Consider the following 21,786-nt stretch of genomic DNA (forward strand, 5'->3'; position numbering starts at 1 on the left):
ATCTAATAGTGCTCTATATGACTTAATTATTTATAAAGTTTCAGGGATTGGAATAGTGGTTGAACTTAAATAAGTATTCTAAAGATCCGAAAAAATTGAATTAGCAGATCATTTTCCAATGAAGATAAACGGGCCATTGTACTAAACCGCTGTTAAGTGCTGGCAATTTAGTAAATTGCTAAATTTATATTTTCGAAGGCTAAGTCATTTATGCCTTTTATTATTATTAATGATGCAGTATCACTATATATGCTTTTATAAATATTTAAACCCTTTTGAGGGTAAAGATTATTAAAGGCATATAATTCAAGTCTCTTTTCAATTAGGTTTTTTTCATAAAGAGTAATTGAAAATTCTATTAACGCAGTCATTATTGTTCCTGTTTCTATTGCTTGAGAATTATATATTTTTTTCAAGATAACACGGAAATCACTTAGTTGTTCAACTTTAATTATGTTATTATAATTTGATAAATCATTTAACCACCATTTAGTAGGAAAAAAACCTTCAGAAGTAAATTGTTTTTGATATGCTGTAAAATATAATGCTAATAATAAAGATAAAGACTTTTTAAATTCATTATCGGGAAGATTAATAATCTTGTTTAAATTATTATAGTCGTAGCTCAGTTTAATTAAAACAATTGGAGTATATGTTTCTTTTAATCCACTAAGTTTTATTGCAGATTCAACATCTTCTTTGGTGGGCTTTAATTGTAAAATGAAGAAAATAAGTTTTTTTATGAAATCGTCTTTTTCACTTTTTTCCAAAGAATCAAAATAGTTTATAATATCAGTTATGGTTAACAAATTTTGTCCAAATTGATTTATTTTTATGTCATTCTGTATCTTCATATTCTTTTAATTATTCAAATTTAATATAAGGACGGCTATAATCAATGTCTTCTTTGAATAAATCTATACGATTTGGCAAATTGTCAGGAAAATATTTTGCTCCAGGTAGTGAGTTTTTAATCTTTTGCCATTCACGACTGCGGATACCTGGAATTACATAATCAAAATCGGAACTTGGTCCAGCGGTACCAGATGCACGGCTTCCGACAAGAAAAATAGGTCTTCCTATTCTTGCACAAGCATTTGTAATTCTATGTTCTCCGCCTTCTTCAATTTCCATTTTTTCAAATAATATTAACTAATGTCAAAGTAGAATATTTTTTTGTAAATTATTAGTCTTTTGTTGTACTGGGAGTTGTATTGGCTTTCGCCCCGATAGTACGGATTTAAATATGGACTTTTGTAAAGTAGTGGGTTAAGAGGTGTCATAATCGAATATCTGATGCCGCTTTTGTTGTGTTTTAATAAGAATGGATAATTGTTTCACAGTTTGATCAATATTGCTTTTTCTGACTATTCAATAAACTGACAAGATCAATCGAATTAAAGTTCGTGTTGTCGAAACTTTCATTAGTTCTTGAAATCAAAGATATATTAATTCTTGGAATCAATTCTAAATCTCCAGGTTTTACTGGGAATGAATCGGTTTCAGTATTATAAATAGGATAAGTAACTAACAAATAATTTGTTTCTTCAGGATTTGAAAGATTTATTTTATCATAAACATAAAATCCTTTTTTAGCTAAAGAATCAAAGTCTCGGAAATATTGATTCAAATTCTCAGGATCGAAATCAACTATTGCTTGTATTAAATTGGTATTTCGGCCATTTTCAAACCTTTCAGGCAATTCATTAACAATGTTATGAAATTCATCATTTTGATTGTTTTCTTCATATAGAAAATTTGGTAGTATTCCACCAGCAGATGCTACTATGCACAAACGATTATATGGGTCAGTGAAATACCAATTTATGTCTAGGAAAAATTGTTCCGTAGAATTGTCAATATCCATTATCCAAATACGTTTCTACAGTTTTTACATCTTCTTATAGTTTGACCTGTTCGCGGTCTTATTGCCCGAGTAAATATTAAGTCAGCAATTGGAATACTGAGACGTTGTGAGATTATTTGATTAGAAGCTCTGACTTCACAGCAACATCCGACATAATTATCATATCCTTTTTTACCAAGTGGAGCAATTTTTATTAATTCCCTTTCTAATTTACTACAAATTGGATCTGGTACGTTACCGCTATGATCTACAGCTTGAAGTTCTCGATGTTCAACACCGATTATTGTTGCGGGTAATTTATTTGACCTTTTGTGTTTTGCAAATAAATTTTCTGAAAACTTTCTAAGTCTTCTGTTTAAACTTTTTGATCCTGACATTATTATTAGTTGTAAAGTTTAGTATGTTTAATGCCAACATTGTTTTAAACGAAACTTTCTCCTTATTTATTTCGTAAAAAGTTATATAGCTATATTTTATAGATCCACAAGGAAGCAATTTATAAACAAGAAAGCAATACGTGTTTTTACCTAATTTTATATTGTAAAATAAAAGTTAATAGAAATTAATTTGACTAAGATTTTGTAAATGAGATATATCCTGGAAACCAATCGTCTTATATTAAGAGAATTAAATCCAAACGATGCGAAAAGTTTTTATGACTTAAATTCAAATCCCAACGTAATAAAATATACCGGAAATGTCGTTTTTAAGAATGAGGAAGAAGCAACAGAATTTCTTGTAAATTACCAGGACTATAAATTGAACGGGTACGGAAGATGGGCGGTAATACTCAAAAGTACAAATACATTTATTGGATGGTGCGGACTAAAATTCGACGGAGTTGAAAATGAAACAGATATTGGGTTTCGTTTCTTTGAAGAAGAATGGGGTAAAGGATATGCAACAGAAAGCGCCATAGCTTGTCTGCAATACGGATTTGAAAAACTAAAATTGAAACGTATCATTGGGAGAGCAATGAAAGCGAATATTGGATCAATAAAAGTTCTTGAAAAAATCGGTCTTGAATACGAAAGGGATACATATCTGGATGGAAAAGATGCTGTAATCTATAAAATCGAGAAACCCGATAGCCGATAGTGCGGATTTATAATTCGTGTTTACAAAAAATGACAATAAAAAAAGCCCTGAAATTATTTCAGGGCTTTTGTAAAGTGGCGGAGAAAGAGGGATTCGAACCCCCGGACCTGTTACAGTCAACAGTTTTCAAGACTGCCGCAATCGACCACTCTGCCATTTCTCCAATAAGTCGCAAACCGTATCGGTATTGCGGTTGCAAATATAGTAAGCTTTTTTATTTCTGCAAATCTTTTTTTGTAAAAAAATAAAGATCATTTCGTAAGAAAAGTGTTTTGTTAAAGTCGGCCTTAAATACCGAAACTATGGTATCTTTGAAAAACCGATCGCTAATCGCCGGAATGAATTGCATATGAAAACTTTAAAAGTGACCTTTTTTCTGTTAAGTCTTACCGTTCTTTTTTGCTGTAACGATAAAAAAGAACTGCCGGTTTTGTTCCAATTACCTAAAAAATTAAAAGAAGTATCCGGAATTACAACTACCGACGGCGGTAAAAGCCTGTGGGTAATTGAAGACAGCGGCAATAAAAATAAAATTTACCAACTCAATAGGGAAGGGGATTTACAGCATACAGTAACGGTTGCCAATGCGACTAATACCGATTGGGAAGATCTGACCACCGATGATCAGCATAATATTTATATCGGGGATTTCGGGAATAATGATAATATCCGAAAAGATCTGGTAATTTATAAAGTTAATGCAGCCGATTTAGGAAAAGAGGAGGCCGATGCAAGCGCAAGTATTCATTTTTCATATCCGGAACAAAAAGCTTTTCCGCCTAAAAAAACGGAATTATGGTATGATGTGGAAGGTTTCTTTTTCTGGAAGGATAATTTCTATCTGTTTACCAAAAACAGAAGTAAAGGATTTGACGGAACTACTTTTTTATATCGGGTGCCGAATAAACCCGGTACACATAATGCCAAATTAATGGGATCGTTTAAAACCTGTAATATCTACAATCATTGCGCTATAACCGGTGCAACGATCAGTCCGGATGGGAAAAAGGTAGCATTGCTGAGTCATACTAAAGTATGGTTGTTTGAAGATTTTAAAAATGACGATTTCTTTAACGGAAAAATGACACGTTTGGAACTGAATCATATGTCACAAAAAGAAGCCATTACCTTTACAGATAATGGCACTTTGATTATTGCGGATGAAAAAGTCAAGAAAAACGGTGGAAATGTCTATGAAGTTTCGGTACAAACATTAAAATCCAAATCCTAAACCGAAGGCAATACGACTGTCTTCCGTACTTCTGAAATACGTTACACGGGCTGTAATCACATTTAGTCCGTTCAGCCATAAACCGCCACCATAGGAATTATGCCATTTATGGGAATTCTGACCGTCAAGCCAAACGCGACCGTAATCGAATCCGCCAATCATACCAAAGGTCATCGGAATGATACTTTTACGGATTTTTCCGAGTGTAAAACGCAAGTCGGAACTCTGATAAAACGCCTGTTTTCCTAAAAAGCGTTCGTTACGGAAGCCGCGAATATCATGATCACCACCAATGGTCGCACCCTGGTAGAATTCAAAATTATTATTCATTAAAAACTTTCCTTTTAAAATCGTAGCCAATACCAGATTCCCTTTCGGATCGATTTTATGATTAAAGTTGATTTTACTTTCCAGATACGGGAAATTACGATTGGTTTCCGACAGGTTCATTTTCCAGCTTCCCAATATCGAAAATCCCATTCCCATTGTAGGCAACGAAGGATTGTCGTAATTGTCAAAACTGTATTTAAAATTTAATCCGGCAAACTGAAGGTTTTCAAATACTTTCGGGTTGATTATCCCCGGAATATTGATATAGCGGTTTTGTGTATCTTCTACTTCAATGTTTTCGAAAGTGGCTTCGATTAACATATCACTGCCGTTTCGACCTACTTTCCGAAGTGCCGGAGCTGCTTTATACGATTGAATTCGGACACGGTTATAATCCATTCCGAGTGTCTCATCCTGATTGTCTGTTTCGTTGCCGTATCCGAAATGATTGATGGCAAAATTCGGACTCGTAAAACGGGCTTCAAATTCAAATTGCCAGTCACGAATTACTTTGGTTACAACGGCATTATACGTTAACTCAAAACCATTTGTTGCAAAATAATAATTGGCTTTAAAACCATGCATACTGGAAAAAGGAGCGCGGTTAAATCCGTTTATCGTATAAGAACCGACCATCCCGAGTTTAAAACCGTCATCCGGATTATAACCGATTGTCGGTAGGCTGTTAAAAGCGTTATATTTCGGTTTTTTATAATCGTATGAGTTGATCTCGTAATCATCGGTCAGGAATTTACGGGTTTTATGATCGATGTTAAAGGTGTTTTCCTTGGATTTAAAATCATATACAATTACTTTTTTTCCGTTTTCGATCGTGTAATTGTCATGATTTTGTCCACCCAGTAATCGGATTTTGATTTTCGATTTTCCGTTGCCTTTTACATCAAACTGATCATCGTCATTTAATCCGTAGATCCAGATTTCTTTCGTTTCGCTATCCGGATACGTTTTGGTGCTAACCAACTCTTCACCGCTGTTTTTTATTCTGTAATTCGAAACGGTAACCGCTCCGTCTTGCGACCGGTCGATTATAAATTTGTCTTTTTTATCCGTTCCTACTACTAATACGGTTTTGTGTAATACCTTGTAATATTCGGATGCATATTGTTCTAAATGGGTTTTACGGACTTTTAATTTCTTTTTGATGTCTTCAATTGTCTCGTCTTTTACTTCTTCCGGTAAATTCGAAAAAGCAGATTCGATTGCGGCATCAGTAAGATTTTCATTGATATAGCGCGCCTGAGCGATCCAGTCATTTTCGGTGGCATTGGCTGCAAAAGCCAGATCCATCGGATACGGTTCCATATTAAACCATTTTACACTGCGGATATTTTCACTGTAGCCTTGCATATGACGTAAAGCCGGAACACGCATTAAAGGTGTTAACAACGCTCCGTCGTATTTACTGAATGCCTGATCGCGGTCTCTCGGAATCGGACGATATACAATATGATTTCCGTCTTTATTTTCGGCCCATCTCCATTGATCACTATGTCGGTCCCAATCGCCGATTAGCATGTCAAACAAACGGGCTTTGATATATTCTGATTCGTTGATCTTGTATTTTTCGTCCTTTTTTAAATTTTTGAACACGTCATCGGTACCGACAATAGCATCAGATTCTCCGAAACTTTCCAATGTCGTATGACCGTCACTCGGACGTTCTTCTACCATATACAACTCATCACCGAAGCGATCGTTAAAGTTGCCTAATGCCTGTTGTTTCGGGATATAATACAATTTCGGATTGGTATAGCTTACGCCAACGGGTTTTGCCAGGTTGCCTACCATAAACGGGATATAGGGATGGGATGAGGTGTAGAAATCGAGTAAGAAATTTTCGGCAAAGGTATCTTCAAAATCATTTTCAATAAACTGATCTTTAAAGGCAACGGATTGCAGAAAACGGGAAGCACTCTTTTTTAAAGCCCGCATTACGAATTCGGTACCGTTTTTATCCTTTAATCGCAAGGATTTGGATTGATGTCCGCCACCGGCACGTACGGGTTTTAATCCGCCCATTAAGGTGTCGAGTGTTGCAGTTGGAGCGGCAATTGGCATGCTGTAGTATTTGCGATAATGCTCGCCCCATAAAAAACGATATAAACCGCTTTTATCCGTCATTTTTTCCGTGTAAATAGCGGCTTTGGTTATGGACGGAAAGGAATTCGGATAGGTTGCTGCTATAGCTTCCGGGGCCGGTTTAATGATCGATTGTTGGTATAATATGGTGTTTTGTTTGTCGAAAAAAGTTAATGTTACCGCTCCGTTATTGTGAAAATTCAGTTTAGCAAAACCATTGTCACCATAGGAAAAGTCATTTGGAAAGATAGTTCGGGCGGCTTCTCTTTTTGAAGCGGAACCGGTGATGATCTGTTTGATGTTATCGTGTTCGATATACTGCAAATTATGATCATGACCGGAAACAACGATGATATTGTCTTCGCCCTGAATCAAGGCTTTGATCCGTTTGGTTAGTAGGGTATATTGTTTGTTTTGTAGATCCTGCGGACTAATACCGGATGTTTTTCGGATCAGATTGATCAAGGAACCGACAAACGGTAGTGGGATGTCTTTTTCCAATGGAAAGAGTTCTTTTCGCAACGAATATTGCCCGCCATGCGAACCGTTGCTCATTAACGGATGATGGATCGCTAATACAATGGTTTTATCCTGATTTTTGTTGATAAGGCTTTCCAGCTCTTCAAAAAAATCTTCGCGGGTTTTAATATTACAATTGTCATTGATGTTGGGATGTTGGTCCCAGTCTTCTAAAAACCATTCGCTGTCTACAGTGATCATTGTAATACGATCATTCAATTTGATATCGTCAATCGGACAGCCTTTTCGCGGTAAAAATCCTTTTTTGTCTTTCAGATAATCAATAACATATTTTTCCTGACGTTCCAATCCTTTTACGCCGCTATACCAATCGTGATTGCCCGGAATAAAGATTGTTTTGCCTTCGAAGAGCTTCGCCATCTGTAACTGATTGTCTAACTTTTGACGTGCCAGTTGCTGGGCAGCCTGATCTTTGGCATCCGGAAATCCGTAGGGATAAATATTATCACCTAAAAATAATAAGGTAGTATTTTTATTCGCGCTTTTTAACTGAGTTTCCAGTGCCAGAAGTGTCTGTTTTCCATTGGCTTCATCCGAATTTCCGGCATCGCCAACCAAATAGAGCTGATAATCGGAATTATCGTTTATTGTTTGATTATCAATCGGATTCGTCAGGTTTTTTCCGGTCTGAAGCGTATGTGTGGCACATGACTGAAATAATAATGCAAACAGTATATACTGAAACAGTACATTATTTCGTTTCTTATCGATACTTAACCAAAACAATTTCATAATTTAGAGGATAAAAATTGGCTTATGAATATTATAGAACAAGCTGAAAATTATGTTTTCGCGTTACTCAAAGATAAACTTTCTATTTCATATACTTACCATAATTTTAATCATACCGTAAGGGTTGTTAATGCCGTAAAACAACTTGTTGAAAATGAAAAAGTTGATGCGGATACAGCCGAAAAGATTTTAGTTGCCGCCTGGTTTCATGACGTAGGCTATACGGAAGGGTGTACGGAACATGAAGAATGCGGAACCCGTATTGCAGGGAAGTTTTTACAGGAAAAAGGGAAAAATCAGGACTATATCGATGAGGTAAAAGACATCATTCGGGTAACCAAAATTGACCGGGAACCGGAAACATTAGCCCAAAAGATTATTAAAGATGCGGATTATTTTCACTTTGCCGCAGATAACTATATTGAGTTAAGCGAACTCTTACGGGAAGAATGGAAGCTGACGGGGCAAAAAACGTTTACGGATTTGGAATGGGCGATCGGAAACAGAAAAATGATGCTCCAATATCACCGGTTTTATACCGATTATGCGAAAGTCAACTGGCAACCCAAAAAAGAAAAAAATTGTATCGAATGCCAACGGATTATCCAAAAGCTAACGGAAGAAGGGACTGATTCGAAATCAAAAATCAAAAAAAAGAAACTGGAGAAACTCGAACGACCGGAACGCGGTATTGATACGATGTTCCGTGTTACCTTAAATAACCATACGCGATTGAGTGATATTGCCGACAGTAAGGCAAATATCCTATTATCAGTTAATGCGATTATCATCTCGATTGCGCTTTCTACTTTGGTTCCGAAACTGGACAGTCCGAGTAATGCCCATCTTATTATACCGACTTTTACAATGATTATGTTCAGCGTACTGTCGATCATCTTTGCGATTCTGTCAACACGTCCGAAAGTAACCAGCGGAACATTTACCCGTAAGGATATTGAAGATAAAAAGGTAAACCTGTTGTTTTTCGGTAATTTTTATAAAATGCCGATCGACGAATACCAATGGGCGATGAACGAACTGATGAAAGATCGCGATTATCTTTATAATTCAATGATCAAAGATTTATACTATCTTGGATTGGTATTGGATCGCAAGTATAAATTATTACGGATTACCTATACCATTTTCATGATCGGGATTATCTTCTCGGTAATTGTGTTTGTAATAGCTTTCCGATCAATTGGTGTTTGATCAGTTTAGCTCATCTAACAATTCTTTATAGCTATACGTTTTGGTAAGTGTTTTTAGTGCTTTATTGTTCACTTTTACACGTAAAGCCTTTAAACCGGAAACACCCTGAAGGCTTTCGACATCAAAACTTTCCACATTAGGTTCCAGAATTCCTTTGAATTGCAGGAACTGAATGTATTTTTTGTATTCCGTTTCTTCGGTTAAATGAGAATATACAATGGTGATTTTACCTTGTTCAGTAATTCGTTCGTTGGTTCCTTTTATATTCGCTTTGTCGATACGTTTTTTAACGACTTCATAGCGTGCATTATACGTGCCGTCGATATCAAAACGCTTCTCATCCATTCGGAAACGGATCGCAATAGGCGAGCTGAATACAAGGATTAATGAAGTTACTTCCAGTTGGAACGGTAATGATCGTTTGAGTTTTTCATGTTCCATCTCCATTTCGCATAAAGCCTGTAATTGCCATAAACGCAGGTTTTGAAGGAACATCAGGTCGAAATTCAATTGCGGAGCGATAGACGAACCGATATACAGGTTGTGTTCTACGCCGTCGGTTTTAAAACGTTCGTAATAATGAGGGAAAATGGCTTGTGCTTCGGCTTGTTTGGCATCGAGAATGGAGGCCATTTTTTTGTTAGTGAGCGATAAGGCCAGGTCGAATTTTTTACGGGCTTCATAAAAAGTACCGGTTTTTTCGTCCAGTTTTTCAAAATAAGAATCAATTCGGTTTTCGTCCAGATGATTGTATTGTGCATTTTTCAGAATAGGATGAATCTCATTCTGAATATACGTCTGAATTTGTTGTTCCGTATCGGCTTTTAATGAAATTGCCAATTCTTTTAACAGGGAGCCGATTTCAAATTTACGTTGCTCTAACAACATTAGATTTACACCGGATTTCATCTCATCCAATATTTGAATAATGGTCTCCAACTGGTTTTTTAAATCTTCCTGTACAGTTTTATTACGGGCATCAGACGAGCCTTTAATGTCAATCTGACCGTATAGCGGATATACGTTTTTAAATACGATTTCCTTAAAAATATATTCTTTCATCTGACCGCTTTCGATCAGGTAATTTTCAGCTTCAATTTTAAATTTCCAGTATACGCTCGGGTGAATAGCAGTATACTCTTTTTGAATAACAGCTTCGATATGATTTTGCCATTCCGAATGATAGCGATCGATAGTATCTACAAGGAAAGGCATGATCAATTCAAGCTTATTCGCATTCAGGCTATTTAACTTTTGCGGAAAAGAAGAGGCCAGTTCGATGATTCCCAGTATTTGATCGTCTTTAACCACCGGTGCCAGAATGCAACTTCTGATGTTTTGGTTTAACAGATGTTGGCCCAATGATTTATCTTCAGAACAGGCAACAAATCGCATCGTATCCGAAATGGTGAAATATTTCTGTTCGCGGATAAGGGTTTCGAAAGAGCCGCTACACAAAGCATTTTCACATTCGTGATTGAGTATAAAACTGTTGAATTTTTTTGTCGGAACCTGTTCGAATTTTCCCTCCTCACTGTTATAAGGCGTAAAACCGATCCGAAGATCCGGGATTTTATAAATAGAACGGAAAATCGTCTCAATATTATCGTCGTGATTGAGTTTGTGTTTATCGGGTTTCAGTAAGTTACTTTTCAGGTTGGATACTGAATTTTCAATAGTAGCATCAAATAGAATGACAATACCGAATCCTTTTAAAATCCAGCTTTCCTGTGGAAACTTTTCTTTCCATAAAGCGATATTGTCAAAATTATCAATTAGCAGATCAACATCTTCTTCTGTAAGTTGAACCGATTTTTCCGTTGGAATGATCTCCATAAAATCGGCATTGTATAAAATGCGGTAATGATGAATAATACCGTTTTTATCCGGAATGTCATAAAAAAGCGGTTTGCTGAAATCAAAATCCCGATTGTAAAAGGTATTCAGAATCAGACAGCAGTTCAGGATATAAAACTGATGTTGATCAAAATCCCGGATGGTCATGTCGAAATCGCTACCGGCTTCTTTCAGTATTTTTTTAAAACGTTCGGTATAGTTAAATGTGATATTCTGAAACGGAACCGTAACGGCTTTTATTTCATTATTGGTTAAAGCAGTAGGAAAGAGGTCGGCCAGTAAATTATGAATTAATTTTTCCTGTTGCTGAATCTGATCATAAGAAGTAATCCCGTCCCGTAGTTCCGGAACTGTGCCGGCTTCATTTAATAAAGCTTTGGCATAATTGGAACGGTAATCGGTATCATCCGAAAGTGCAATGTGTTCCAGGGTTTCTAATACTTTATGAAAGGAAACTTTGATTTTAAAGGGACTCTCAGGGTATTGGTTCAGATTCATCTTCATTGCATTTTATCCTGTAAAATTACTAATAAATATTGTAATGGCGTGCTTTGGAGGGGTTGAAATAAAGTTGTAAAAACAGGTATAAACACGCTGTTAGGGTGTTTTTTTAATCCGTAAAATTGCCCTCGTTATTCGAAACTGTAGCGCTTATACGGGAAATTAGGGATAAAAATGAATGTTGTTACGTATTTATACGGACAAAATTACGTGTTTTCGGGTATTTTGCCGGCAACGGTTGATCCCTAATTTCGCGGAAAATTTAAATCTATCAATAATGGAATTTAGTAAAAGTTTAGGAGACGAAATTAGTTTAGATGTAGCTGTACAGTATGTAAAAGCGCATTGTGGAAGATCCCCGAAAGGTGTAAAAGCAATTGCTTTTGGGGCGACTCATTTTCAGGATGTCCTGTCTCAGGAAGGATGTGTTGGAGTACGAATTTATAACGGTTATAACGAAGAGGAAGATTGCCCGAATTTCGTGGTAGTTGGTGTTGATGCCGAAGGGAAAGACATGACTGGCGGTAAAATATTTGACAGAGGGGTAAGATGTCCGGATATGTGTGACATTGAAAGCCCGCTTTTTCAGGGATAATCCGTCTCATATTTAAAAAAATCTAATTTTAAGCCTGTTGGATAATCTGACAGGTTTTAGTTTTATATATTTGTGTAATTTCAAAAATCACAATCGTATATATTTTGAGACCAGTATATGCTATAGCGGTAACGTCAACGTTTATAGGCTTTATTCCCCTTGTTTTATTCCTGATCCGGAAAAAACAACGGCAATTACCGCCCCTGTCATCCTATATTGCTCCTTATATCTGGCTCACTTTTATTGCCAGTGCTTATGAGCTTATCGGTACATTGATCTTAAAACTGAATTCTGATATTTGGTTCCGATCCTACCTTTTACTGGAGTTTGGCGTGCTGTTTTATTTCTTTTATAAGGTTTTTAAGAAGCGATACCGGCCGCTTTTCTACTTTTTCGGTGCCGTTTTTCTGCTTACTTTTATCGGTTTGCTCTTTGTTTGGAACGATTGGAGCAATTTAAAGACTGATTCTTATTTATCGCTGATTGAAGCGATCTTCGTCTATACTTTTGTTATTCTGTGGTTTAAAGATGTCTTCCATAACCTGTCGGAACAATACTTGTGGAATTTTCCGCTTTTTTACTTTATATCGGGTTTTATTTTCTACTTTTCCGGTACCTTATTTCTATTTTTGATGGGTGATTTGATTGATGAGAATCCAGAGCTGAACTTCGAAGATTTCTGGGTTTTTAACCTCATTTTAATCATTATTAAAAATATATTTTTAATGGTAGGGATATGGAGAAAACAGAAGAAATAAGAATTGTTTTTTGGTTGGGTACGCTGGGAATGCTTTTCCTGGCTTTTGGTTTATTATCGCTGGTATTGTATTACCAGAATCATTTTTACAGAATGAAGCGAAAAGAAACGGAACTATTACTGAAAACATCGCTTGAAACCGAAAAAAATGAAAGAAGACGTATCGCAGCCGATCTTCACGATAGTGTTTCTGGTGATTTAAACGCAATCCGAAATTATCTGACGATTTTACAACGAAGCAATACGACCATTGAAAACCGTGAAATTTTTGATGAAATCCGGACCGGTGTAGAAATGGCGATCGAAAATACCCGAAAGGTTTCGTATAACCTGATGCCGCCTTTATTGGAAATATACGGATTGGTAACGGCATTGGATGATTATCTGGAAGGACTGAAAAAGAAGACGGAAATTAATTTTCAAGTAACCAGTACGGAAGAGGAGTTTAAACTGGCTCCGCCGGTTGCTTATGAACTGTTTCGTATTATTCAGGAGTTTACAACCAACATGATTAAATACGGAAAAGTAACGGAAGCGACTGTCTCGTTGGAACTTATCGATACTTTTTTTACAATAAAGCTTCGGGATAACGGAATTCCGTTTAACTTTACCGAACTTTTGGCCACATCAAAAGGAACCGGAGTTAAAAATATCAATTCCCGTTTAAAAATAATCGGAGCTGATTTTCTACAGCAGGAAACCGAAACCGGGAATAGTTTTACAATAACATTAAAGAAAGAACAGTGCTTAGAGTAGGTATCGTTGATGATCATAAACTTTTCAGAAAAAGTTTATCTTTTTTGATCAATTCTTTTGAGAACACGACTGTTGTTCTGGAAGCGCAGAATGGTAATGATTTACTGGATCAGATGCAGGAACAGGATCATGCACTGGATTTATTGTTATTGGACATTCAGATGCCGGGAATGGATGGTTTTGAAACCTGTGAATACATTCGGAAATACTATCCGGAAATGAAAGTGCTGATTGTATCCCAACTCACCACAAAAGAAAGTATTCATAAAGTGATGGAATTGGGTGCGCATGGCTTCTTTACTAAGAATTCGGAGCCGGAACAGCTTGAAAATGCAATAAGAAGCATTCGTGATAAAGATTTCTATTTCGGACAGGAATTGGGAATGGTATTACGGGAAGCTATTTTATGGGAGAAAAACAACAAACCGAAAGTTACCGCTTCGTCAATTACAATATCCGACAGGGAAATGGATGTGATCCGTATGGCCTGTAAGGAATTAAGCAGTATCGAAATAGCCGACAGACTGCATATTAATGTTCGTACGGTGGAAACGCATCGTAAACGTATTATGGAGAAAACAAACTCCAAAAACTTCATTGGTGTGATTCTTTTTGCACTACGCCATCAGTTAATTTCGATAGAAGAATTGTCCGAATTTTAACCCTTTATGACTTCTAAACCCGCTGTATGTGGGAAATCCCGTGTTTTTCAGTATAAAAAATCAGTATTTTTACGTATTGTTTTTTGAACTTGAAATGTTGAATTTTGTCTCAATAGAGTTTTTCATTTAGTAAGTTTAAAAAAGACCATATTGCCCTTTATTGATTTATTAACTGTGTGTTCCTAAACTTTTTAAGTTGATAATAATATGGTCTAATTTTTTTTACATCTTGAAAGGTGTATTTTAGTTAGTGAAGTTCTTTTAATTTTGGGTTAAAATGCTGAACGGCTAACAGTTCAGCATTTTTATTTTTTTATTGAAAACCTTATTTATCATACATAAGTTTTTATTTGCATATCTTTAGTTTTTTTGAGAAAAAGCAGCTCATAGGGGGGCTGCTTTTTTCCTTTTATACTAATACCAACGCTTTTTATTTTTTTTGGATTCGTCGGATTTACGGGATTTCGTCGGATTTTTCTTTTTGTTGCGGAAATCTTTTTTCGCTGCCGGTTGTGCTTCAGTTGCAACGGCTTCTTTCCATGGGAACGGATGATCTTCTACCACTTTAATTTTCTGACGGGTAAGTTTTTCAATATCCTGTAAGTATGCCTTTTCGTCTTTTCCGCAGAAGGATAATGCCAATCCTGAATTTCCGGCACGTCCGGTTCTTCCGATTCGGTGTACATAAGTTTCCGGAATGTTGGGTAGATCAAAATTGATAACAAACGGTAATTGTTCAATGTCAATACCACGTGCTGCAATATCGGTTGCTACCAATACCGAAACTTCTTTGTTTTTAAAACCGTCTAAAACGCGTTGTCGTGCTGACTGAGATTTGTCTCCGTGAATTGCTTCGGCATTAATACCGTTCTTTTTTAACGCTTTTACGACATTGTCGGCTCCGTGTTTGGTTCTGGAAAAAACCAAGACATTAGAAAGCTTATCATTGCGGATGATATGGTATAATAATTTACGTTTGTCTTCTTTCTCTACAAAATACACTTTTTGCTGTACGGTTTCTGCAGTGCTGGAAATAGGTGCTACCGATACGTATTTCGGTTGTGTCAGAAAAGTATCGGCCAGTTCGCGAATAGCAATTGGCATCGTAGCCGAAAATAATAATGTCTGACGATTATCCGGAGTAAGCTTGATAATTTTTTTTACATCGTTAATAAAGCCCATATCCAACATCTGATCGGCTTCATCCAATACCAGATGATGTAAATGATTTAAATCGATAAAACCTTGTTTGTGTAAATCGAGTAAACGACCTGGAGTGGCAATCAATACATCAACTCCTTTTTTTAGCTGATCCACTTGTGAAGTTTGGTTTACTCCGCCAAAGATTACCAATGTACGGATATTCGTGTATTTACCGTAAGTATTAAAACTCTCTCCGATCTGAATAGCCAGTTCGCGTGTAGGCGTAACAATTAACGTACGGATGTGTTTTACCTTTTTTGCAGATCCGACAATACGGTGCAATAAATTTAAGATCGGAATAGCAAATGCTGCTGTTTTTCCGGTTCCGGTTTGTGCACAACCTACAAGATCACTGCCTTCCAGAATAATAGGAATAGCCTGTTCTTGTATAGGTGTAGGAGCTTCATAGCCTTCCTCTGTAAGTGCCTGTTGTATATTGCGTAGTAAATCTAAGTCTTGAAATTGCATAAAAAAACGATAACTTTTAGTAGCTATCGTTTGCAAAAATACTTTAAAATATTGGTTTAACTTACATATTGTACTTCGCCTTCATAAAATCAGTAATCAAATAGGCGATTAATTTGCCTACCAAATGATTGTTTTTGTCCTGATCCAAATCCGGAGCTCCTTCACAGATATGCAGATAAGAAGCATTCGTATTCTGTCCGAAATAATGAATAAACTGTCGTAATTCGGTTACGGAAAAACCACTTAATGTCATGGCACTACTGGCAATACCGGGTAAGGAATCAAGGTCGATTTCAATACCATAGGGATCGGTTGCCACATGTTTTTTGGCGGCATCCATTTCGGTTTCGAATGTTTTTTCCCGTCGGACGGCAATTTGTTCGTAAGTATTATACTTTATTTTTTCGGCTACTTTTTTGATCGTATCCAGAACACTTTTGGAAGTGTAACTTTCGTGTAAACCGAAAATAAAATATTTTTTCAGGAAACCTTCTTCAAAAGCATAAGAAAAACCGTTTCCGCTATGGCGTCCTTCCAATGCTCTGAAATCGGTATGCGCATCAAAATTAATGGCATTAACCGCTCTTCCTTTAGCTAAAGCCAATCCTTTGATATTACCGTATGCATTATTATGCCCGCCTCCGATTATAATTGGCGTTTTACCGGCTTTAATAATCTGGCAAACAATATGGGAGACTTCTTTGTCGATTTTCTCTACCATTTTGAAGAAATGCTTACGCTCCTCTTTATTCGTAATGTCCAGTTTTTGTACTTCTTCCATTTGCTCGGAAACATCGATACTGCCTAATATTAATAATTGGCTTCCTTTGCAAAAACGGTTATTTTGGATGTTTACAATGCTTTTCAGGGTGCTTTCCCATGCCGAAGCAGTTCCGGGTCTTCCCAGATTGGCACGAACTCCAATATCTTCCGGAATTCCGAGTAAAACAAATTCGGCGTCACTGGCCTGGAGAAATTCCAACGTATCCATTTCTTTAGGGACGGTTTGGATCCTTTCTCCGAATTTTATCTCACCGCTACGGTGATTGGTTATTTTCGTTAAGTCGTTTAGTGTAAATCGGATAAGCTTTTCCATATAAAAAATGTTGCTTCCAAAAATACTATTTTCTATAAAACTTTCGTTATTTTACGGAAATGAATAATTTTATTGCTAATTGTATTTGAAAAAAATGTGACTATGGAAAATCAAAAAAGTAACTCGAGCTTAAAAGCCATTATTGTTGTTTTGTCGTTGTTGTTAATAGGGAGTTTGGCCTATATGTACAAAATGAGTACTGATAATCAGACTACTGAAAACAAAATCATGTCGGAGAAGGATAAATTAAATGAAGAGCTTCAGGCTGCGATTGCTAAATATGATGCTGCGATTGCAGATAATACATCGCTTTCATCCGAGTTGACTGCAGAAAGGGAAAAACTGATCCAATTGCAAAAAGAACTGGAAAAATCGAAAGGAGATGCGGCTTCATTGGCAAAATTCAAAAACGATTATTTGCGTTTAAAGCGTGAAATGGACAATTTGATGCGCGAAAACGACGGACTTAAAAAACAAAATGCGGCATTGACTACGCAACGTGACAGTACACAAACGGTATTAAATGATGCGCGTAGAGTTAATGATACTTTGGTATCACAAAATGATCAACTGGCTAAAACGGTAGAAAAAGCGTCTAAACTAACGGTTCTGAATTTACAGACGACTGCTGTAAAACAAAGAAGTTCCGGAAAACAAATCGATACAGATAAAGCGAGAAGAGCAGATGTATTAAAAGTGAGCTTTACCATTGCGGAAAATCAAGTGGCTAAATCCGGAGATAAAATGTATTATATCCAGATTATCGACAGTAAAAACAATGTATTAGGTGAAAAACGTACGGAAACATTCGGTGATAAAGTCTTAACCTATAGTTTTGTTAAAACCGTGAAATATGAAAACAAAACGGTTCAGGTAGCACAGGACTTACCGGTTGAAAACATTGAAGGCGGTACTTTCTTTGTAAATATTTTCGATAAAGGAGAATTGGTATCAAAAACCAGCTTTACTTTGAAATAATAAAAGAGATAAAACAACAAAAAAGAGGAACTTAATGTTCCTCTTTTTTTATAAAATAAACTGACCTTCGATTAGTACCTGATCAATCAGATTGCTTCCAAATGCATAAGGTAACTGATAATAGGAGGTAAGCGGTTTTGTAATAATGATATTTGCTTTTTTACCTTTGGTAATGCTTCCGTGTGTATCGGAAACACCCATGGCATAAGCTCCGTTTATCGTAGCGGCATTAATGGCTTCTTCCGGCGTCATTTTCATTTTAATACAAGCCGTAGCTACTACAAAATTCATATTCCCCGATGGTGTGGTTCCCGGGTTAAAATCGGAGGCTAGTGCCAACGGTAATCCGGCTTCCAGCATTTTTCGGGCCGGAGTATACGGAATACTGATAAAATAAGAACAACTCGGTAATGCAACCGGCATTGTAATACTGTCTTTTAAAACGGCGATATCTTCATCGGTTACAATTTCCAAATGATCTACTGATAAAGCGCCGTGTTTAACACAGGCTTCAATACCATTGATTGCTGTAAACTGATTTACGTGTATTTTTGAAACTAAACCGTATTGTTTCCCGGCTTCGATAATCCTTTCGGTTTCAGCTACTGAAAAATAACCGGTTTCCAAAAAGGCATCAATATAATCAGCCAGATTTTCTTTGGCTATAGCCGGTAACATCTCATTAATGATCAGATCGATATAACCCTGATGGTTTTCTTTGAATTCTGTCGGAAAGGCATGCGCTCCTAAAAAGGTAGCTTTGATTTTTACCGGATAATCCTGAGCCAAACGTTTTATAACCCGTAACATCTTTAATTCGGCTTCAACGGTAAGTCCGTAACCGGATTTGATTTCTACAGCTCCGGTTCCCTGGCGCATTACTTCTTCCAGGCGTACTTTTGACTGGTTGTAAATTTCCTCTTCGGAGGTTTCCTGTAATTTTTTTGCTGAATTAAGAATACCGCCGCCGCGAAGCGCAATTTCTTCATAGCTCAGACCGTTAATGCGATCGACAAATTCCTGTTCGCGGTTTCCGGCATAAACGATATGAGTATGACTATCACACCAGGTTGGTAGCACGGTTTTTCCGGTAGCATCGAGGACTTCACATCCTTCAGAAGACGGACAGTCCTCCATCGGACCAAAATTGACTATTTTGTCGTTTTCTATTAAAAGGAAAGCAGTATCGATTTTGGGTAAGATGGCCATTTCTGCTCCGGAAACTTTAGCTATCGCGGTTTCCCGTACCTGTAGCAGCTCTTTTATGTTTTTAATTAAAAGTTTCATCGTATTTATGGTATTGAAATATCGGATTTCGGGCCGGTTATAAGCCCGCTTAAATTATTTTGTAAAAATAAACTGGAATTTTAAAAACTCCTATCTTTATATAAAATTATTGTGACGTGAGAAAAGTCAAATACCGAAAAGTCCGTAAGGTCCAGCCCAATTATTATGAATATACCGGTGTTCATACCAGTGAACCCGTAGGAATGCAGTTGTTTGTTTATAATGAAAAGCGTTTTGAAGAGTATCCGAAAGTTTCATTTAATAAGGTTGAAAAAGAACTGAATGATATATTGCAGGAAGAGGATGTGAAATGGTTAAATATTCACGGACTACACGATGTGGAGCTGATCCGGAAGGTTGGAGAATTGGCCGGTATTCAGAACTTTATTATCGGTGATATATTGAATACCCAACGTAGAACAAAACTGGAAGAACTGGATGATATGTTGTTCTTTAACATTAAATCCATTTTGCCGGGTGAAGATCTGGACAATATCAAAGTTGAGCAAATCAGTTTTATTTTAGAAGGGAATACGTTGTTATCGTTTCAGGAAAAAAGAAGTGATTTCTTTACGCATATCCGGGAACGAATCCGTACAGCGACCGGAATTGTCAGAAAAAAGAAAAATGACTACCTGTTGTATCTGATGCTGGATGCAATTATTGAAAACTTTTATATTACGATTGAAAGTTATGAAGACAGGATAGAAGCGTTAATGATCGAATCGAAAACCAACTACCGGCAGGATGTGTTGATTCGGATTGAGAAGAATCGTGAAAATCTTAATTTCCTGAAACGATCGATTGTTCCTTTACGCGATGCTTTATACAGTCTAAAAAGCTTTCAGGATGATGATCAGTATGATGGAATCGAACAGGCGAATTATACGTTTTTTGCCCGTTTGCATCAGAAATGCCTGGAGCTTTTGGAACAAATTGATTACGATACCAATTCACTGGATAGTGCATCTCATTTTTATTTTTCGGCTCAAAGTCAGCGTATGAATGAAATTATGAAAGTGCTGACAGTTGTTTCGGTTATTTTTATGCCATTAACATTTATCGTCGGAGTATACGGTATGAATTTCGAGAATATGCCGGAACTGAAAACGGAGAACGGCTATTTTGCGGTTTTGGGACTTATGGCCATTATGGCGATATTAATGGTGACTTATTTTAAACGAAAAAAATGGTTTTAAAAGAATTGAATAAAAATATGAAAACATTTATAAGCGCGATATCAGGGAAAGAATTTCCGGCGGCTGAAAAAGTTTCCGGTAAAACAATCCGATCTTCTATTTTGGATTTTATACTAAAAGAACATCCTGATTTTACAAGGGATCAGTTCCTGTCGGTAGGCGAATTAAACTACTATCGTGAAAAGTATATTTCTAACTTTTTAATCAAGGAAGTAGGGGAGATTTCCGAACTGGAAAAAACGGTATTACATGCTTTAAAAGATAAAAAGACAATTACTACTCAAATTGATGATGATGGTGCTCATTATACTTTCGGGCAACGCGTAGCCGATAAGGTAGCGGAATTTGGCGGTAGCTGGACTTTTATTATTTCATTTATGCTCTTCCTTTTTGCCTGGATTGCACTTAATGTTTTTATGTTGGCAAACAAAGGATTCGATCCGTATCCGTTTATTCTGTTAAACCTTATTTTATCGTGTATTGCAGCATTACAGGCGCCGGTTATTATGATGAGTCAAAACCGACAGGAAGAAAAGGATAGGGAAAGAGCTAAAAGCGACTATATGATCAATCTGAAGTCAGAATTAGAAATTCGGATGTTACACGAAAAAATAGATCATCTTATTCTGCATCAGGAACAATCGATGTTGGAAATTCAGAAAATCCAGATTGATATGATGAATGATATTATTCGCAGGATGGAAAATAAAAAATAGCTTTATTGAATCTCAATTTTAAAGGAGTCAAGTAATCCTAAAACAGACGGATAAGAAAATTTTGCCTTTGTAATTTTGTTTTTATTCGGGTCGATAGTATAATTTGTTGCCGTTCTGAAATCGGCTTTCTCAAGTAAAGTATTGTCGAAAATGGCTTTTTTAAAATCGCAATTCTGAAATGAAATGCCTGATAAATCAGCATCTGTAAAGTCGACATCCTCTAAAATGCAATTGGAAAACCGGGAGCTTTTTAGCTTTAAACTATAAAAAGAGGCGAGTTTTAAATTGCAGTGATTTAACGTTAGTTGAAATAGAAACGGGTTACAATTATTAAAATGTAAGCCAAGCAACTTACAGTCGGTAAACGTAACATCTTTAAAAGCGCTACCGCTTATATTGGCCATACTAAGGTCACAGTCGGTGAATTCACATTCTAAAAAAGAATAACCGTTAAGAAAGGCATTTCCGAACTGACAATTGATAAATTGACAATGGTCGTATTCTCCTTTTTCTAGAGTAGTTATTTTTTCAAAAACCTGATCTTCAAATATCATATTGTTTCGGTTTAAAATATAAAACCTGCAATTGTTTTCACAATGCA

General features: G+C 36.4%; 20 protein-coding genes and 1 tRNA gene. 10 read left to right on the forward strand and 11 right to left on the reverse strand.

Annotation, left to right across the window (positions count from 1 at the left end):
• Window positions 1–167: 167 nt before the first annotated feature.
• The 4 genes from NOX80_RS09895 to NOX80_RS09910 form a co-directional block, all read right to left on the reverse strand.
• Entirely contained in the window at window positions 168–854 is a 687-nt protein-coding gene (locus tag NOX80_RS09895; protein ID WP_256549615.1) for a DUF5958 family protein, read from the reverse strand.
• 10 nt (window positions 855–864) lie between these two features.
• Window positions 865–1,134, reverse strand: a complete 270-nt coding sequence (locus NOX80_RS09900; RefSeq protein WP_256549616.1) for a nucleotidyltransferase domain-containing protein — start codon at window positions 1,132–1,134, stop codon at window positions 865–867.
• A gap of 214 nt (window positions 1,135–1,348) precedes the next feature.
• Window positions 1,349–1,867: a hypothetical protein gene (locus NOX80_RS09905; RefSeq protein ID WP_256549617.1), complete on the reverse strand. Its 519-nt coding sequence runs from the start codon at window positions 1,865–1,867 to the stop codon at window positions 1,349–1,351.
• Window positions 1,867–2,244, reverse strand: a complete 378-nt coding sequence (locus tag NOX80_RS09910; RefSeq protein WP_256549618.1) for a hypothetical protein — start codon at window positions 2,242–2,244, stop codon at window positions 1,867–1,869. The genes NOX80_RS09905 and NOX80_RS09910 overlap by 1 nt, the downstream gene beginning before the upstream one ends.
• Before the next feature lie 208 nt (window positions 2,245–2,452).
• Between NOX80_RS09910 and NOX80_RS09915 the strand changes: the two genes are divergently transcribed.
• The gene (locus NOX80_RS09915) at window positions 2,453–2,965 is read left to right on the forward strand and encodes a GNAT family N-acetyltransferase (RefSeq protein WP_256549619.1); all 513 of its coding nucleotides are present in this window, start codon (window positions 2,453–2,455) and stop codon (window positions 2,963–2,965) included.
• 75 nt (window positions 2,966–3,040) lie between these two features.
• Here the strand turns inward: NOX80_RS09915 and NOX80_RS09920 are convergent.
• Window positions 3,041–3,128 (reverse strand) — tRNA-Ser (locus NOX80_RS09920).
• A gap of 186 nt (window positions 3,129–3,314) precedes the next feature.
• On the opposite strand from NOX80_RS09920, the gene NOX80_RS09925 reads away from it, so the two are divergent.
• Window positions 3,315–4,196, forward strand: a complete 882-nt coding sequence (locus NOX80_RS09925; RefSeq protein ID WP_256549620.1) for a hypothetical protein — start codon at window positions 3,315–3,317, stop codon at window positions 4,194–4,196.
• On the opposite strand, the gene NOX80_RS09930 is transcribed toward NOX80_RS09925, so the two are convergent.
• Window positions 4,179–7,898, reverse strand: a complete 3,720-nt coding sequence (locus tag NOX80_RS09930; RefSeq protein ID WP_256549621.1) for a metallophosphoesterase — start codon at window positions 7,896–7,898, stop codon at window positions 4,179–4,181. The two genes, NOX80_RS09925 and NOX80_RS09930, sit on opposite strands and share 18 nt — an antisense overlap.
• Window positions 7,899–7,922: 24 nt before the next feature.
• Here NOX80_RS09930 and NOX80_RS09935 point away from each other — a divergent pair, with 24 nt between their 5' ends.
• Window positions 7,923–9,110: a Pycsar system effector family protein gene (locus NOX80_RS09935; RefSeq protein WP_256549622.1), complete on the forward strand. Its 1,188-nt coding sequence runs from the start codon at window positions 7,923–7,925 to the stop codon at window positions 9,108–9,110.
• On the opposite strand, the gene NOX80_RS09940 is transcribed toward NOX80_RS09935, so the two are convergent.
• Window positions 9,111–11,465, reverse strand: coding sequence for a GAF domain-containing protein (locus NOX80_RS09940; RefSeq protein WP_256549623.1), 2,355 nt, complete (start codon window positions 11,463–11,465; stop codon window positions 9,111–9,113).
• Window positions 11,466–11,745: 280 nt separating this feature from the next.
• Here NOX80_RS09940 and NOX80_RS09945 point away from each other — a divergent pair, with 280 nt between their 5' ends.
• From NOX80_RS09945 to NOX80_RS09960, 4 genes are all read left to right on the forward strand, one after another.
• Window positions 11,746–12,063 (forward strand): hypothetical protein, encoded by a 318-nt coding sequence (locus NOX80_RS09945; protein WP_256549624.1) that lies wholly within the window; start codon window positions 11,746–11,748, stop codon window positions 12,061–12,063.
• A gap of 104 nt (window positions 12,064–12,167) precedes the next feature.
• Window positions 12,168–12,821, forward strand: a complete 654-nt coding sequence (locus NOX80_RS09950; protein ID WP_256549625.1) for a hypothetical protein — start codon at window positions 12,168–12,170, stop codon at window positions 12,819–12,821.
• Window positions 12,800–13,576 (forward strand): sensor histidine kinase, encoded by a 777-nt coding sequence (locus NOX80_RS09955; RefSeq protein ID WP_256549626.1) that lies wholly within the window; start codon window positions 12,800–12,802, stop codon window positions 13,574–13,576. The genes NOX80_RS09950 and NOX80_RS09955 overlap by 22 nt, the downstream gene beginning before the upstream one ends.
• A complete protein-coding gene (locus NOX80_RS09960; protein WP_256549627.1) occupies window positions 13,564–14,238 on the forward strand; it encodes a response regulator transcription factor in 675 nt (224 codons plus the stop codon). The genes NOX80_RS09955 and NOX80_RS09960 overlap by 13 nt, the downstream gene beginning before the upstream one ends.
• A gap of 414 nt (window positions 14,239–14,652) precedes the next feature.
• Here the strand turns inward: NOX80_RS09960 and NOX80_RS09965 are convergent, their stop codons facing one another.
• Window positions 14,653–15,909 (reverse strand): DEAD/DEAH box helicase, encoded by a 1,257-nt coding sequence (locus tag NOX80_RS09965; protein ID WP_256549628.1) that lies wholly within the window; start codon window positions 15,907–15,909, stop codon window positions 14,653–14,655.
• Between the two features lie 61 nt (window positions 15,910–15,970).
• Window positions 15,971–17,005: a formimidoylglutamase gene (locus tag NOX80_RS09970; RefSeq protein ID WP_256549629.1), complete on the reverse strand. Its 1,035-nt coding sequence runs from the start codon at window positions 17,003–17,005 to the stop codon at window positions 15,971–15,973.
• A 102-nt stretch (window positions 17,006–17,107) separates the two neighbouring features.
• On the opposite strand from NOX80_RS09970, the gene NOX80_RS09975 reads away from it, so the two are divergent.
• Window positions 17,108–17,983 (forward strand): hypothetical protein, encoded by an 876-nt coding sequence (locus NOX80_RS09975; protein ID WP_256549630.1) that lies wholly within the window; start codon window positions 17,108–17,110, stop codon window positions 17,981–17,983.
• A 48-nt stretch (window positions 17,984–18,031) separates the two neighbouring features.
• Here NOX80_RS09975 and hutI read toward each other — a convergent pair whose 3' ends face one another.
• Window positions 18,032–19,270 carry an imidazolonepropionase gene (hutI, locus tag NOX80_RS09980; protein ID WP_256549631.1) on the reverse strand — a complete coding sequence of 413 codons (1,239 nt, stop codon included), beginning with the start codon at window positions 19,268–19,270 and terminating at the stop codon, window positions 18,032–18,034.
• Window positions 19,271–19,386: 116 nt separating this feature from the next.
• On the opposite strand from hutI, the gene corA reads away from it, so the two are divergent.
• Together corA and NOX80_RS09990 are read left to right on the forward strand one after the other, a co-directional pair.
• Window positions 19,387–20,469: a magnesium/cobalt transporter CorA gene (gene corA / locus NOX80_RS09985; protein WP_256549632.1), complete on the forward strand. Its 1,083-nt coding sequence runs from the start codon at window positions 19,387–19,389 to the stop codon at window positions 20,467–20,469.
• Window positions 20,470–20,486: 17 nt separating this feature from the next.
• Window positions 20,487–21,185 carry a DUF1003 domain-containing protein gene (locus NOX80_RS09990; protein ID WP_256549633.1) on the forward strand — a complete coding sequence of 233 codons (699 nt, stop codon included), beginning with the start codon at window positions 20,487–20,489 and terminating at the stop codon, window positions 21,183–21,185.
• 2 nt (window positions 21,186–21,187) lie between these two features.
• On the opposite strand, the gene NOX80_RS09995 is transcribed toward NOX80_RS09990, so the two are convergent.
• Window positions 21,188–21,739, reverse strand: a complete 552-nt coding sequence (locus NOX80_RS09995) for a pentapeptide repeat-containing protein (RefSeq protein WP_256549634.1) — start codon at window positions 21,737–21,739, stop codon at window positions 21,188–21,190.
• Window positions 21,740–21,786: the final 47 nt, after the last annotated feature.

The organism is Flavobacterium cerinum, from assembly GCF_024496085.1.
Taxonomy (GTDB): Bacteria; Bacteroidota; Bacteroidia; order Flavobacteriales; family Flavobacteriaceae; genus Flavobacterium; species Flavobacterium cerinum_A.

Bases quoted from the DNA above. Each gene is read 5' to 3' on its own strand.
- NOX80_RS09895 (WP_256549615.1), bottom strand. From the start codon at position 854: ATGAAGATACAGAATGACATAAAAATAAATCAATTTGGACAAAATTTG.
- NOX80_RS09900 (WP_256549616.1), bottom strand. From the start codon at position 1,134: ATGGAAATTGAAGAAGGCGGAGAACATAGAATTACAAATGCTTGTGCA.
- NOX80_RS09905 (WP_256549617.1), bottom strand. From the start codon at position 1,867: ATGGATATTGACAATTCTACGGAACAATTTTTCCTAGACATAAATTGG.
- NOX80_RS09910 (WP_256549618.1), bottom strand. From the start codon at position 2,244: ATGTCAGGATCAAAAAGTTTAAACAGAAGACTTAGAAAGTTTTCAGAA.
- NOX80_RS09915 (WP_256549619.1), top strand. From the start codon at position 2,453: ATGAGATATATCCTGGAAACCAATCGTCTTATATTAAGAGAATTAAAT.
- NOX80_RS09925 (WP_256549620.1), top strand. From the start codon at position 3,315: ATGAAAACTTTAAAAGTGACCTTTTTTCTGTTAAGTCTTACCGTTCTT.
- NOX80_RS09930 (WP_256549621.1), bottom strand. From the start codon at position 7,898: ATGAAATTGTTTTGGTTAAGTATCGATAAGAAACGAAATAATGTACTG.
- NOX80_RS09935 (WP_256549622.1), top strand. From the start codon at position 7,923: ATGAATATTATAGAACAAGCTGAAAATTATGTTTTCGCGTTACTCAAA.
- NOX80_RS09940 (WP_256549623.1), bottom strand. From the start codon at position 11,465: ATGAATCTGAACCAATACCCTGAGAGTCCCTTTAAAATCAAAGTTTCC.
- NOX80_RS09945 (WP_256549624.1), top strand. From the start codon at position 11,746: ATGGAATTTAGTAAAAGTTTAGGAGACGAAATTAGTTTAGATGTAGCT.
- NOX80_RS09955 (WP_256549626.1), top strand. From the start codon at position 12,800: ATGGAGAAAACAGAAGAAATAAGAATTGTTTTTTGGTTGGGTACGCTG.
- NOX80_RS09965 (WP_256549628.1), bottom strand. From the start codon at position 15,909: ATGCAATTTCAAGACTTAGATTTACTACGCAATATACAACAGGCACTT.
- NOX80_RS09970 (WP_256549629.1), bottom strand. From the start codon at position 17,005: ATGGAAAAGCTTATCCGATTTACACTAAACGACTTAACGAAAATAACC.
- NOX80_RS09975 (WP_256549630.1), top strand. From the start codon at position 17,108: ATGGAAAATCAAAAAAGTAACTCGAGCTTAAAAGCCATTATTGTTGTT.
- hutI (WP_256549631.1), bottom strand. From the start codon at position 19,270: ATGAAACTTTTAATTAAAAACATAAAAGAGCTGCTACAGGTACGGGAA.
- NOX80_RS09990 (WP_256549633.1), top strand. From the start codon at position 20,487: ATGAAAACATTTATAAGCGCGATATCAGGGAAAGAATTTCCGGCGGCT.
- NOX80_RS09995 (WP_256549634.1), bottom strand. From the start codon at position 21,739: ATGATATTTGAAGATCAGGTTTTTGAAAAAATAACTACTCTAGAAAAA.